The following is a 14251-nucleotide window of genomic DNA, read 5'->3' as shown; positions in this document are numbered from 1 at the left end:
CAATTGCCCCTATGCTAAAGCATCGAGGCTGAAACCCATGATGGCCCCTGAACTGGCTGCAGCGCGCCAGGAAACAGAAAAAGCCCCTGTGGATGGAAGCAGCGGCTCACCCTTCCACGCGATTGCGGCCCTGGCGCTTGGCCTCGTACAGGTGCTCGTCGGCCCGCTTCAGGATAGCGGCCGCCGCCGGCGTGCCGGCCGATGTGGCGGCCACGCCGATCGAGATGGTCAGGTTGCCCACGCCCTCGATCGGCATGTCGGCGATGCGCGCGCGAATGCGCTCCGCGATGCGCCGGGCGGCGTCCAGGTTGGCATTGGGCAGCAGCAGGCAGAATTCCTCGCCGCCCGCGCGACAGGGCAGGTCGTTGTCGCGGGCGCTGTCGGCGATGGCAGCGGCCACATGCTGGAGCGCGACGTCGCCGACGTCGTGGCCGAAGGTGTCGTTGACGCGTTTGAAGTGATCGATGTCGAGCGCGAGCAGGGCGTACGGCTGACCGTTGTCATCCCACTGCGCCAGCGCCGCATTCATGGCGCGGCGGTTCGCGAGTCCGGTCAGCGGGTCGGTGTCGGCGGCCCGTCGCAGGCCGGTGATCTTCTGGTGCAGTAACTGGACGCCGGCGATCAGCGCCTGCCGGATCGCCGCCGCCTCGGCGTACCAGGCGCGGATCGCGTTGATGCGCGTGGCGGCCTCGGGATCGGCCAGATGCGTCGCCTGATCGGACAGCTGGCGCAAGGGGCGCGTGATCAGCATTGCGCCCAACAAGATCACCGCCAGGCCGACCACACCGGCCGGAATCATGCCGATCAGCATGTCGCGCATCATCACCTTCACCGGAGCCAGCGCTTCCTCGCGCGGCTGTTGCGTCACGACGGCCCAACGCGCGTTCGGCACCTCGGCGAAGCCGGCCAGCATGGGGATGCCCTGGTAGTTGATCGCTTCCATCCCGCCCGCTTCGCCGCGCAGGGCGGCATCCACCGTAGCGCTCGAGGACAGCACTTCACCGATCCGTCGATGATCCGGGTGGTAGAGCAGGCGGTGATTGTCGTCGGCCACGAAGGCAAAGGCGGTCTGGAACTGGTGCTCGCCGATCAGCGAGTGCAGCACGCCGTGCTGTTCGAGATAGACGGAGCCACCGACTACGCCCAGGAACTCGCCGGTGGGACTGTGGATGGGCCACGACACGAAAACGAGCAGGTTGCCGGTCTGGCCGCGGTAGGCGTGACTGATCGCGGGCTTGCGCTCGCGCAGGGCCTGGGTCAGCTCGGGGGAGCGGATCACGGTGCCTTGCAGCGTGGGCAGGGCAGGATAGGTTTGCACGACGCGCCCCTGCGCGTCGATGATCACCACCGAATCCAGCTCGGAATCCTGAATCTGCAGCCGCCTGGCCTCGGTCTCGCGCAGCGCCGCGTTGGAAAAGTCGGCGCCCAGCAACGCGCTGCTGAAGGCGAGACGCTCCTGCACCGAACTGAGGAACTTGCTGATGCTGGAGGCCGTCTTGAACGCGTAAGCGCGATTGGCGTCGATCGCCGAACGGACCAGGGCATCGCGTTGCACGCTGTAGGCGACGGAAAGGCAATTGGCGAGGGTGGCCAGGACGGCGACCAGCACCAGACTCAGCATGAGCCCTCGCAGGCCCACGGACTTGACATCGAATCTGTGCATGAGCCTGCTGTTTCCTCTGCGCTGGAATGTGTCTGAGATCGATCTCTGGCAGGCAGCGTAGCGCACATTCATGTCGGTCAATTTGGGCAATTACCCTAGCCCAAGGCCGTTCAGCCGCGTTTGTGCGAGACCGCCGGCGGCCGTCGTCGCTTCGACTTCCGGTAGCGCGTAGCGCGGCGGCACCGCGCGGATGCCTTGCCTGCGTCCGGTCTCTTCACTAAAATTAATAATAATTATCATTTGCAAGCGCTGCGATGCCCCCCACGACGCAAGACCGAGTCGAGACGCTGTATGCGGACCACCATGGGTGGTTGCAGGGTTGGTTGCGCCGCCAACTGGGCAATTCGTGCGAAGCCGCCGATCTGGCGCACGATGTGTTCGTGCGGCTGCTGCGCCGGCCGGCCGCGGTCGAGACACGCGAGCCGCGGGCGTATCTGAGCACGATCGCCCGCGGCTTGCTGGTCGACCACTGGCGCCGCCGTGAGCTCGAGCGCGCCTGGCTCGATGTGCTGGCGCGCACGCCCGAAGAGCTCGCGCCGTCGCCCGAGAGCCGGATGCTGGTGCTCGAGGCGCTCATCAAGATCGACCAGATGCTGGATGCGCTCAAGCCCAAGGTGCGGGAGGCGTTTCTGTGGGCGCAACTCGAAGGCATGAGCTGCCCGCAGATCGCGCAGCGGCTAGGGGTGTCGCTCGCCACGGCCGAGCGCTATGTGGCGGCGGGCCTGCGGCAGTGCTATGCGTATCGGTTCGGTGAAGCATGAGCGAGCTCGCGCCCATCCCGTCCGCGGTCGTCGACGAAGCCATCGCCTGGTCGGTGAAGCTCCATTTCGGTACCCCTGATTCCGCCACCTGTGCGGCCTTCGAGCGCTGGCGCAAGGCGGCGGCGGTGCACGAGCGCGCGTGGTCGCGCATGCAATCCCTGAACGCCGATTTCGCCGCCGTGCCGCAGCGCCTGGCGCTCGACACCCTGACCGCCATGGGCGGCGCGCACGCGGCGCGCCGGCAGCAGCGGCGCGCGGTGCTCAAGGGCCTGGTCCTGGCGGGCGGGTTGCTCGGCACCGGCTGGGTGGTGCGCGAACAGACGCCCTGGCAGCGCGTGCTGGCGGACGTCAGCACGGGGGTGGGCCGTCGCGAGCGGCTGACGCTCGCCGACGGCACGCTGCTCGTGCTCAACACGGACAGCGCGGTCGGCGTGGAGATGGGGGGCGCCGAACGGGTGCTGACCCTGCATCGCGGCGAGGTCTACATCGAGACCGGCGCCGACGCGGCCTCGCCGCAAAAGCGGCCTTTCCTGGTACGCACGCCGTTCGGCGTGGTGCAGGCGCTGGGCACGCGTTTCGTGGTGCGGCTGGACGACGATAGCGCCCGCGTGAGTGTGCAGCAGGATGCCGTGGCCCTGCGGCCCGCGGGAGGCGGCGAGCCGGTGGTGGCCCAGGCCGGACAGGCCTGGCGTCTGGCACGCATGGGCGCGCATCAGGAGGCCGCGCCGGTGATGGCGCCCGACACCTGGGTGGACGGCGCCATCGTGGGCAAGAACATGCGGCTGGCCGATCTGCTGGCCGAGCTGGGGCGGTACCGCCACGGGCGCATCCGCTGCGCGCCGGAGGTGGCCGATCTGCGCGTCTCGGGCACGTATCACGTCAACGACGTCGATCAGGCGCTGCAATTCCTGGCCCAGACGCTGCCGATCCGCCTGCGCTACTGGACGCGCTACTGGGTCACGGTGATGCCGGCCTGACATCGGCGCATGCGGGGCAGCGCAGCCCTGCGAAAAATATTTTCGGAAAAAGTGAGGGGATCCGAGTTCTTGACCGGCCTACAGGGAAAGAAGTCTCTCAACCTGGCCCTTTCAAGAAGAAGCAATGACCTCCGCTCGTCTCCATCCGCTGGCACGCCGTCTGCCCGTCCCGACCGTTTTGTCTGTCGCGCTGTCCACGGCGCTGTGCGGCGCCGCCGCCCTCTGGCATGCCCCCGCGGCACATGCCCAGGCCACGGCGGCCACGCAGGAAGCCGAGCATGTTTTCGCCATCGGCGCGGGGCCGCTCGATCAGGTGCTGAACCAGTTCGCCCGTGTCGCGGGCGTGAATGTGTCGTTCGACGCGGGCCAGGTCGACGGCCTGCGCAGCCCCGGGCTGCAGGGCCGGTGGACGGCGGGACGCGGCCTCGGCGCACTGCTCGCGGGCACCGGCTTCGAGGGGGCGCGTCTGGCCGGGGGCGGGTTTGCCGTGCGGCGCGCGGCGTCGGGCGGTGCGGCCACGCTGGAGCCGGTCACGGTGACCGGCCAGGAATTCCGCCTGATGACCGAGGGCACGGGCTCGTACACGACGCCCGCCGTCACCATCGGCAAGGGCGAGACCACCTTGCGCGAGCTGCCGCAGTCGGTCAGCGTGGTGACGCGTCAGCGCCTGGATGAGCAGAACCTCACTTCGGTGTACGACGCGCTCGAGAACACGACCGGCGTCACGCTGCAGCAAAGCCCGCAAGGCGGCAAATACTTTTATTCGCGCGGCTTCGAGGGCAGCGTCATCCAGTACGACGGTGTGCCGCTGGAACGCAGCATGTACGGCCGCGCCAGCAACTACTCGGGCGGCACGGCGTTCTACGACCGTGTCGAGGTCTTGCGCGGCGCGGCCGGCTTGCTGCAGGGGTCGGGCTCGCCGGGTGGTGCGGTCAACCTGGTGCGCAAGCGTCCGCTCGCCGAAGATCGCTTCATGGTCGAGACCAAGGCCGGCAGCTGGGACCGCTACGGTCTGCAGCTCGACGGCAGCGGCGTGCTCAACGAAGAGGGCAGCCTGCGCGGCCGTGCGCTGGTCGATCGCCAGGACAACCGCTCGTTCGTGGATCGGGTGGACATGCAGAACACCACCTTCTACGGCACGATCGAGTACGACATCACGCCGCGCACGCAGATCAATCTGGGCTATAGCCACGAAGACCTGCGCGGCCGGCCGTCGCTGTCGGGCCTGCCCCGCTACGCCAATGGCGAGGAGGTCGGCTTCAAACGCTCCACCAGCTACGGCGCCAACTGGAACCGGCAGGAGACGCGCAACGATGGCTTCTACGCCGACTTCACGCATGCCTTCAACGACGATTGGCGCGTCAAGGTGACCGGCGCCTATGTGAAGGAAAAGCAGTATCTCAAGTACACGACCTCGAGCCGCGCCGTGAATCCGGTCACGCAGATGGCGCTGGTCAATGTGGCCCGCACGGTGGCCGACATCGACACCTCGGGCCTGGACGCCAACCTGGTGGGCAAGGTGCATGCGTTCGGCCGCGCGCACGAGGTGGTGCTGGGCGCCAATTACTCGCACAACCGCATCGATACCGGCTACTCGTACCTGCTGAATTACCACAGCTTCAACGCGTTTCGCTTCGATCCCGATCTGCCGGAGCCGTCGAGCGACGCGATCCGGGCCGGCACCAACGAGCTGCGCATCGGTTCCGCGCGAGAGCTGGGCTTCTACGGTACGACGCGTCTGCATCTGGCCGACCCGCTCAAGCTGGTGCTCGGCGGCCGCTTCAGCCGCTCCGCGCGCTTCTGGGATACCGACACGACCACCGGCGGCGTGCTGACGCGCGGTCAGACGGCCCAGAAGAACACGCATTTCACGCCCTATGCCGGCGTGCTGCTGGACCTGACGCCGCAATGGACCGCGTACGCCAGCTACACCGACATCTTCCAGCCGCAGAGCGCGGTGAATGCGGCCGGCCAGAGCCTCAAGCCCATCATCGGCGAGAACTACGAGCTGGGCCTGAAGGGCGAGCTGCTGGACGGCCGGGTGAACACCGCGTTCGCCATCTTCCGCATCGACCAGAGCAATCGCGCGCAGGTGGACTTCAACAGCAGTCCCACCTGCGCGGCCGATTACTACTGCTATACCGACTCGGGCAAGGTGCGCAGCCAGGGCTTCGACGCCGAGATCAGTGGCGAGCTCACGCGCGGCTGGAATCTCTACGCCGGCTACACCTTCAACACCACCAAGTACATCAAGGATGAAAGCAGCGAGGGCATGTCGTTCGCCTGGTACACGCCCAAGCACATTTTCCGGCTCTGGAGCACCTATCAGCTGCCGGGCGAGTGGAACGCGTTCACGGTGGGCGGCGGCGTGAATGTGCAGAGCGGCCAATCGCGTCAGGTGGGCGCGCTCACGGCCAATGCCAGCGGCCGTGCCGTCTGGAATGCCTACGCCAAGTACCAGATCAACCGCAACTGGGCGGCCACGCTGAACGTCAACAACCTGTTCGACAAGACCTATTACGCGGCAGTGGGCAACATGGTCAACGGCATCCATTACGGCGAGCCGCGTAATGCGATGCTGACCTTGCGCGGCACGTTCTGACGATGAAGGCGGGCCTGCGCCAGCGCATGAGCTGGCTGCATACCTGGTGCGGACTGGTGTGCGCGTGGCTGCTGTGCCTGATTTTTCTGGCGGGCAGCATCAGCGTCTTTCGCGCACCGATCACCGCGTGGATGAGCGCCGAGCCGGCGCTGCCCGAGGCGTCGGCAACGCTGTCCCGGGATGCCGTGCTCGCGGCGGCCTCGCGCCACCTGGCCGCGCAGGATCCGAGTCCGCGCTTCTGGCGCATCGAGCTGCCCGGCGAGTCCGGGCAGGCGATGCGCCTGTTCTGGCGCGGCCAGGATGGCGTCACGCACGACGCCGCCATGGATCCGCGCAGCGGCGAACTGTTGCAGGGGCCGTGGGGCCGCAAGACGGAGGGCGGCCGGCACTTCATGACCTTGCACTACACGCTCTATGGCGGGGGGTTCGGCTTCTGGCTCGTCGGCTGGCTGACCGTCGGCATGCTGGTGGCCTTGATCTCCGGCGTGGTGGTGCACAAGCGCATCTTCAAGGACTTCTTTCTGTTCAGGCCGGGCCGGGGGCAGCGCGCCTGGCTCGACGGGCACAATGCGTCGGCGGTCTTGACGCTGCCGTTCCAGTTGATGATCGCGTACACCGGGCTGGCCGTTTTCTATACGAGCTACATGCCGGCGCCGCTACAGACCCTGTACGGCGAGAACGGGGCGGGGCGATGGGCGGCCGAGCTGGCGCTTGCGGTTACGCCGGACGCGTCCGAGCCGTTGCCGGCGCGGCCCGCCTATGTGGCGGGCACGCCGGTGCGCGAACAGCTCGGCGTGGTGCTGGATGCCGCCGAGCGGGCGATCGGCAGCCCGGCGCGGATGGTCATGGTCGAGCGGCCCGGCCAGGCACGCGAACGCGTCGGCGTGTATGCGCGTCCCGACCCCGCGGCCGAGCTCCGGCAACTGAGCGGTGCGGCGGGGCGCGCCTTCCTCGATGGCGGGGGCGGCGCCTTCACGGCCGTGCAGCGTGCCGGGGCCGAGCCCGCGGATGCCGCGCACGAGGTGATGGAACGCCTGCATCTGGCGCGCTACGGCGGCTGGACCATCCGATGGCTTTACTTTCTGTGCGGACTGGCGGGCACGCTGATGATGGCGACCGGCGCCGTGCTGTACACGCTCAAGCGGCGCAACCGGGGCGAGAGCGAGTTCGGGGTGTTCACGCCCGTCTTCTATCGCCTGACCGAATCTCTCAACGTGGCCGCGATCGCGGGGGCGTGCCTTGCCTGTATCGGCTATTTCCATGCCAATCGTCTGCTGCCCGCGGCGCTGCCCGGCCGCGACGCCTGGGAGATCAAGGCCTTCTTCGCGCTGTGGCTCGCGAGCCTTGTGCATGCTTTGCTGCGGCCCGTGCAGCGCGCCTGGGTTGAGCAGTTCGCGGTAAGCGCATTGCTGTGTCTGCTGCTGCCGCTGGTGAATGCCGTCACGACCGGCCAGCACGCGTTCGCGTATGCGCTGGCGGGTCAGTGGCCGTCCGCGATGGTGGAAGTCACCGTGGTGCTGTTCGGCGCAGGCTTCGCGCTGCTCGCGCGCCGTCTGCGGCGAGGGGGCTGGGTGCCGCCCAAGGCCGGCCGCATCGTGGCGGCCCCGGCCGGGCACCGTTGGCGCGTGGCGGGGCGTGTGGTCTGCGCCATCGTCGGCGGGTACGGCTGCTCGGCGGTGGCCGCGACGGCGCTGGCACAGGCCATGGCACGCCTCGGCGTGGTGACGCCGGCGCTCGGCGTGGTCGTGGGCAGCCTGCTGAGCTTTTTGTTGTATGCGCTGGCGGCGCTGTGGGTCTTCGGCGCGCGCCGCGGCTGGCTGGGCGTGCTGGTCTCGACCGCCGTGCTGGCGCTCGCCGTGCGGCTCATGGGGGCGGCATGAATACCTCGATCGCCGCGCTGAGCACCCTGATGTGGTGCTTCGCGGGCTTCAGCTGTCTGGCGCTTGCCATGGACAGGCATTACGAGCAGGTGAGCGGCGAGCCCAGCACGACCCCGACGCTGAGGCTCACCTTGCGCGTCGGCGCCGCCGTCCTCGGGATGGCGGGCCTGGCGGCCTGCCTGCAGGGCTGGGGCACCGCCGTAGGCAGCCTGGTGTGGCTGGGCATGCTGTCCTGCGGCGCGCTCGGCGTGGCCATGATGCTGAGCTATCGGCCGAACCGCCTGGTCGGCACGGCCTGCGCGGCGGCGGTCACGGGGCTGGCGCTCGCCGTGGTGGCCCGCTTCGTAGCGACTTGAGGCGCGGCCGAGTCCGATATAGGGCATGGTGATCGATGCCGCGCCTCCCGAACGGGTTTTCCCTCTCTTTTCCGCGGCAAGGGCCCGCACTAGCATCGGCGTGTGACCACTCGGTCACATTGCGGAGGCCTTATGACCATCGGGGTAGCCGCCGCCGGCCCTCACGCGGGCGCGGCGGTTTATGACGCAGTGTTGACCGCAGAGCTGTTGGGCCGCGGCGCCATCGGCGGCTTCGCCGTGCTCGCGGTGTTGCTCGCCGACGGCCGGCTCGAATACCGCACGACGCAGCGCGAGGGCATCAGCAGCCTGGACCTGCCCGCGGCGTGGCGCGATGCGCCGTACGCCGCCGTGATTTCCAGCGGGCCGGACCGGCCCGAACCCCTCACCCAGTTCCTTGCCGGAGAGGCCGGCGTGGGGCTGGTCACGGGCCATCGGCTGCCGAATCTCGCGGGCACCGATGGTGTGCCGCTGAATCAGTCGGTGCTGCGCCGGATGGCGCAGGGTGAGGCGCCGCAGGCCGCCGTGGATGCGGTGCTGGGGACACACGCGCAGTGGGATGCGGGCCTCCTCGCGCTCGATACCGGTGGCCGCATCGGCCTGGCCGACACCGCGCGCGTGCTGCGCCGGAACGACCTCGGACGCTTCGAGCGGCGGACCCCTGCGGCGAGTCTGGCGCTGTTGCACAACTCGATTTACGCGCGCGGCGACCTTGCCGCGCAGGTGGGCGAACGAGCGTGGTGCACGCTGACCGGGGCGCCGGCCGCGCTGCGGTTCGTGACGCTCACGCGTGCCACGACGCTCGGCACCGCGCCGCACGATCGGGTCGACATCGATGCCCAGGGCCACATCACCGCCATCGCAACCGCCAATCCGCGTCTGGCGCGTCTGGATCGGCGCGGCACCGTGATTTATCTCGGTACCGAAGTCTGGAGCGAAGGGGCGATGGTGGGGCACGCCACGACCGAGCTCTACGTCGAGGTTCGGGATGGCCGGGTGCTGCCGGCCAGCCTGGCGGCGAACAACACCTTACTGATGCGGAGTGCCCATGTCGCGCCGTGAGCAGACCGAGCGCCAGATCATGCAGGCGCTCGAAGACCAGATTCGCGAGACCGGCATGGCCGGCGCCGGCATCAACGCCATCGCCAAGCGCGCCGGCGTGAGCAAGGAGCTCATTTACCGCTATTTCGACGGCATGCCGGGCCTGCTGCTGGCGTGGATGCGCGAGCAGGATTACTGGACGGGCCGCGCCGACCTGCTCAAGGGCGGCGAATCGAGCGAACAGACCCCCGCCGAGCTCATCCTGGGCATGCTGCGCGCGCAGACCGAGGCTTTGGCAAACAACGAGGCATTGCGCGAGATCCGGCTGTGGGAGCTCGTCGAGCGCAACGAAGTCACCGCGCAACTGGCCGATCGGCGCGAGCGCACGGCGCGCGCCTTCATCGACCGCGTGGACGGCCTGACCCGTGACGCCGATGTGCCGGCGCACGTCAGCATCATGCTGGCCGGCGTGCTGTACCTGTCCTTGCGCGCCAAGACCGAAAGCCATTTTCTGGGCGTGCCGCTGCGGACGCCGGAAGGCTGGCAACGCATCGATGAGGCGCTCACACGGATGGTGCACGACCTGCCCGAGGCGCTGCGCAGCGAACCGCTCAGCGCGCTGGAGTCCGGGCGCGCCGACTAGACCACAACAAGCTGTATCCATAACGACTCAAGGGAAAACGACATGAACCTCAGCAAACGCATGCAGGCAGTCCTGGGCAGTTGTTTCGTGGCGGCGGCACTGGGCGCCGGCCTGGCGCCGCAGGCCCGGGCGCAGACGGTAACGGTAGTGATGCAGGCCGGGCTGCGGGTCCTCGATCCCGTGATGACCACGGCATTTCTCACGCGCGATCATGGCTACATGATCTACGACACCCTGCTGGGCACCGACGCGCAGTTCAAGGTGCAGCCGCAGATGGCGAGCTGGACGGTGTCGGAAGACAAGAAGACCTACACCTTCACGCTGCGCGACGGGCTCAAGTGGCACGATGGCGGCCCGGTCACCGCGGAGGATTGCGTGGCCTCGCTCAAGCGCTGGGCCGACGTGGATGCCACCGGGCAGGTGTTGATGCGCATGACCGACAGCATCGACGTGATCGATGCGAAGCAATTCCGCATCGTGCTCAAGCAGCCGACCACACTGTTGCTGGAAGGCCTGGCCAAGCTCAGCTCGCGCCCCGCCTTCATGATGCCCAAGCGTATCGCCGACACGCCCAGCGCCCAGCCCATCAAGGAGTTCGTGGGTTCCGGCCCGTTCAAGTTCGTGGCGGACGAATTCAAGGCCGGTCTGAAGGTCGTGTACGCGAAGAACACCGACTACGTGCCGCGCGCGGAGCCGCCCAGCTGGACCGCCGGCGGCAAGGTGGTGAACGTGGAGCGGGTGGAGTGGGTGGCGATGCCCGACCAGATGACCGCGGTGAGCGCGCTGCAGAGCGGCGAGGTCGACTATCTGCAGCAGGTGCCGTTCGATCTGCTGCCCATGGTGCAAGGCCAGGATAACTTGCAGGTCAAGGTGCTGGACACGCTGGGCGCCTGGACCTACTTCCGCATGAATCATTTGCATCCGCCGTTCGACAACAAGCTGGTGCGTCAGGCCGCGATCGCGGCGGTGAGTCAGGAGGATGTGCTGAAGTCGCTGGTGGGCGATCCCAAGTACTACAAGACCTGCGCCGCCGTGATGGGCTGCGGCAATCCGCTGGGCGACAACTACGGCGAAGACTGGGTCGTGCCGGCGCGCCTGGAGCGCGCGCAGGCGCTGCTGAAAGAGGCCAAGTACGACAACACGCCGGTCATCGTGCTGCAGCCTTCCGACCTGGCGATGGTGGCCGCGCAGCCCGTCGTCGTCGGCGCCGCGTTGCGCAAGGCCGGCTTCAACGTGGTCATGAAAGCGATGGACTGGCAGAGCGTGGTGTCGCAACAGGGCAACCAGAAGGCGCCGTCCGAAGGCGGCTGGAGCATCTTTTCCACGTACAGCATCCTGGCCACGAGTGGCGATCCGTTCGGCAACACGACGCTGCAGTCCAACGGTGTCAAGGCGTGGGCCGGCTGGCCCGACGTGCCCGAGATCGAAGCGTTGCGGCTCAAGTATGCGCAGGCCAACGACGCCGCCGAGCGCAAGCAGATCGCCACGCAGATCCAGAAACTGGCGATCGACGAGGGCGTGGTGGCGCCGCTCGGGCAATTCCAGATTCCGGCGGCTTACAGCACCCGCCTGACCGGCATCCTCGAAGCGCCCGTGACGCTCTTCTGGAACCTGAAAAAGGCCGCGCAATGAGCCCCGTGCACGATCTGGTGATACGCGGCGGCGAGATCGCCGATGGCAGCGGGGCGCCGCGCTTCGAGGCCGACGTGGCGGTCGATGGCGGACGCATCGTGCGCGTGGGCGATCTTGCCGGCGCCCGCGGCCGTGAAGAGGTCGATGCGCGCGGGCTGCTGATCGCACCCGGCTTCATCGACGCCCACACGCACGACGATCGGGCGCTGCTTTCCGACGGCGCCATGACACCGAAGGTGAGCCAGGGCGTGACCACGGTGATCGGCGGCAACTGCGGCATCTCGCTCGCGCCGCGTCCGCCCCGGATCGTCCCGCCGCTCGACCTGCTCGACAACGACGGCCAGTGGTTCCGTCATGCCCGCTTCGGCGACTATCTTCAGGCGCTGCGCGAACAGCCCGCCGCCACGAACTGCGCCATGCTGCTCGGCCACATCACGCTGCGCGTGCTGGCGGTCGACGACCTCGAGCGCACGGCCACGGATGCCGAGATCGCGCGGATGCGCGATCACGTGGACGAGGCGATGCAGGCGGGGGCGATCGGCGTGTCCACCGGGCTGGCCTACGGGCCGTCGCGCGCGGCGAGCACCGAAGAGGTCATCGACGTGTGCCGGCCGCTGCGTGCGCACGGCGGCATCTTCACCACGCATCTGCGCGATGAGGGCGATACGGTGATGGATTGCCTCGAAGAGACCTTTCGCATCGGGCGCGAGCTCGGCGTGCCGGTCGTGATTTCGCACCACAAGGTGGTCGGGCAGGCCAACCATGGCCGTTCGGTCGAGACGCTGGCGCGCATCGCCGAACAGATGCGGCAGCAGGCGGTGTGCCTCGACTGTTATCCCTACAACGCCTCGTCCACGATCCTGGAGCAGGAACTGGTGGATGGCGCGGCGCGCGTGATCGTCACCTGGTCCAAGGCGATGCCACGGTTTTCGGGACGCGACCTGTCGGACGTGGCACACGAACTCGGCTGCACGGTCGAGACGGCGGTCGAACGCCTGCAACCGGCCGGGGCGATCTACTTCCGCATGCACGAAGACGACGTGGCGCGCATTCTGCAGTTCGACGACACGATGATCGGCTCGGACGGGCTGCCGCACGACGAGACCCCGCACCCGCGGCTGTGGGGCAGCTTTCCGCGCGTGCTCGGCCATTATGCGCGCGGCATGGGGCTCTTTCCGCTCGAAAAGGCGATCCACAAGATGACCGGTCTCACGGCCGATCGGTTCGGCCTCGCCGACCGGGGGCACATCCGCGAGGGCGCCTGGGCCGACCTCGTGCTGCTCGACGCGGCGACCGTGGCCGACCGGGCGACCTTCGCGCAGCCGGTCCAGCCCGCGATGGGTATCGCGCGGGTCTGGACCAATGGCGTGGCGGTGTGGCGCGACGGCCGTACGACTGGAGAGCGCCCCGGCCAGGTGCTGCGGCGTCAGCCTTAGGCCGCGCGGGACCGCGCCGAACGACGCACCTGAAGCGCCTGCAACAGCGTGCCCGCCACGCCGAGCAAGGCGGCCGTGAAGGCCAGCCTGCCCACCGGCCATTGCAGCGCCAGCAGCAGGCCGCCCGCGGCGGCGCCGATGGCGCTGCCGAGATAGAGGGCCGATTCGTTCAGCGCCACGGCGAGATTGCCGTCGCCCTGCGCGGCGCGCGCTGCGATGAGCTCGCTGTTCTGCGGTACCTGCAACGCCCAGCCGGCGGCGCCCCACAGGGCGATCGGCGCGAGCGCAAGCCAGGGATGCAGACTCGAGGCCAGGGGCAGCAGCACCAAAGCCGCACTGAGCGCCGCCATGATCCAGAGGGCCAGCACCGGCCCGCGCATGCGGACCGCGAGCGGCGCGACGAGCACGCTGCCGGCGATGCCGCCCAAGCCCCACACCCACAGATAGGGCGCGATCGACGTGGCCGCGCCATGGTCCGGCGACTGCAGCAGCGGGGCGATGAAGGTGTACATGCCGAGGCTCGCCACCGCGGCCAGCAGGGACACCATCAGGATGGTGAGTACCCGGCCGTCGCCCAGCAGCGCGAGCTTGCGGCGCAGCGGCGCGTCGTCGGCGGGCAGCGGCGGCAGGCGTTTCGCCAGCCCCACGAGGGCGCAGGCGCCCAGCGCGGTCACGAGCCAGAGCGCGCTGGCCCAGCCCAGTTTCTCGGCCAGCAACAGCCCCATCGGCACGCCCAGCACGGTGCCGCTCGCCATGCCGCCCATGATGACGGCAATGGCCTTGCCCCGCAGCGCCGCGGGGCACACGGCCGCGCTGGCCGCGATGCCGGCCGCGAGATACACGCCCGAGCCGACGCCTGCCAACGCGCGAAACGCCAGCAGCCACGAGAAGCCGGTCGCCAGCGCGCTGCCTGCATTGGCCAGCACGAACAGCGCCAGTGCCGCGAGCAGCGCGGCGCGCTGGCGCCGGGCGGGGATCAGGGCCACGATCACCGGCGAGCCAAGGCCATAAGCGAGGGTGAAGGCGGTCACCAGCTGCGCGGCGAGCGCCACCGGCACGTCGAAGGCGGCCTGCACCAGGGGGATCAGACCCGCCATCACGTACGACGCCATGCCGAGCGCGAAGGCGCCGAGTGCCACGAGGTAGACCGTGCGCGGCAGGGTGGGGCGGGCATCGAGGCCGGACAGGGAAGGAGGGCAGGTGGATGAGACCGGATTCACGTAAGGCTCCTGATACGAAAGCGGCCATTCTCGTGCTCCCTTT

The 14251-nt window shown here is 68.6% G+C and carries 11 protein-coding genes; 9 read left to right on the top strand and 2 right to left on the bottom strand.

Going from position 1 to position 14251, the window contains the following annotated elements:
• Window positions 1-106: 106 nt before the first annotated feature.
• Window positions 107-1663 carry a sensor domain-containing diguanylate cyclase gene (locus CAL25_RS18490; protein ID WP_094802652.1) on the bottom strand — a complete coding sequence of 519 codons (1557 nt, stop codon included), beginning with the start codon at window positions 1661-1663 and terminating at the stop codon, window positions 107-109.
• Window positions 1664-1917: 254 nt separating this feature from the next.
• Here CAL25_RS18490 and CAL25_RS18485 point away from each other — a divergent pair, with 254 nt between their 5' ends.
• The 9 genes from CAL25_RS18485 (at window position 1918) to CAL25_RS18445 (ending at window position 12988) form a co-directional block, all read left to right on the top strand.
• The gene (locus CAL25_RS18485) at window positions 1918-2424 is read left to right on the top strand and encodes a sigma-70 family RNA polymerase sigma factor (protein WP_094802650.1); all 507 of its coding nucleotides are present in this window, start codon (window positions 1918-1920) and stop codon (window positions 2422-2424) included.
• On the top strand, window positions 2421-3401 hold the full coding sequence (locus CAL25_RS18480) for a FecR domain-containing protein (RefSeq protein ID WP_094802648.1): 981 nt from the start codon (window positions 2421-2423) through the stop codon (window positions 3399-3401). The genes CAL25_RS18485 and CAL25_RS18480 overlap by 4 nt, the downstream gene beginning before the upstream one ends.
• A 124-nt stretch (window positions 3402-3525) precedes the next feature.
• A complete protein-coding gene (locus tag CAL25_RS18475) occupies window positions 3526-6003 on the top strand; it encodes a TonB-dependent siderophore receptor (protein WP_094802646.1) in 2478 nt (825 codons plus the stop codon).
• A 2-nt stretch (window positions 6004-6005) separates the two neighbouring features.
• Entirely contained in the window at window positions 6006-7883 is a 1878-nt protein-coding gene (locus tag CAL25_RS18470) for a PepSY-associated TM helix domain-containing protein (RefSeq protein WP_094802644.1), read from the top strand.
• A complete protein-coding gene (locus tag CAL25_RS18465; RefSeq protein ID WP_094802642.1) occupies window positions 7880-8239 on the top strand; it encodes a DUF3325 domain-containing protein in 360 nt (119 codons plus the stop codon). Before CAL25_RS18470 ends, CAL25_RS18465 begins: the two co-directional genes overlap by 4 nt.
• A gap of 132 nt (window positions 8240-8371) precedes the next feature.
• Window positions 8372-9298 carry a DUF6963 family protein gene (locus tag CAL25_RS18460; protein WP_094802640.1) on the top strand — a complete coding sequence of 309 codons (927 nt, stop codon included), beginning with the start codon at window positions 8372-8374 and terminating at the stop codon, window positions 9296-9298.
• On the top strand, window positions 9285-9920 hold the full coding sequence (locus CAL25_RS18455; RefSeq protein WP_094802638.1) for a TetR/AcrR family transcriptional regulator: 636 nt from the start codon (window positions 9285-9287) through the stop codon (window positions 9918-9920). Before CAL25_RS18460 ends, CAL25_RS18455 begins: the two co-directional genes overlap by 14 nt.
• Before the next feature lie 42 nt (window positions 9921-9962).
• Entirely contained in the window at window positions 9963-11552 is a 1590-nt protein-coding gene (locus CAL25_RS18450; protein WP_094802636.1) for an ABC transporter substrate-binding protein, read from the top strand.
• Complete coding sequence (locus CAL25_RS18445) at window positions 11549-12988, top strand: N-acyl-D-amino-acid deacylase family protein (RefSeq protein WP_094802634.1); 1440 nt, start codon at window positions 11549-11551, stop codon at window positions 12986-12988. The genes CAL25_RS18450 and CAL25_RS18445 overlap by 4 nt, the downstream gene beginning before the upstream one ends.
• Here CAL25_RS18445 and CAL25_RS18440 read toward each other — a convergent pair.
• Window positions 12985-14208: an MFS transporter gene (locus tag CAL25_RS18440; protein WP_249279143.1), complete on the bottom strand. Its 1224-nt coding sequence runs from the start codon at window positions 14206-14208 to the stop codon at window positions 12985-12987. The two genes, CAL25_RS18445 and CAL25_RS18440, sit on opposite strands and share 4 nt — an antisense overlap.
• Window positions 14209-14251 lie beyond the last annotated feature (43 nt).

The organism is Bordetella genomosp. 5 (assembly GCF_002261315.1).
Lineage (GTDB): Bacteria > Pseudomonadota > Gammaproteobacteria > Burkholderiales > Burkholderiaceae_B > Bordetella.
The sequence above is the reverse complement of the archived record's forward strand: the minus strand, read 5'-3'. Positions and strand labels throughout refer to the sequence as shown.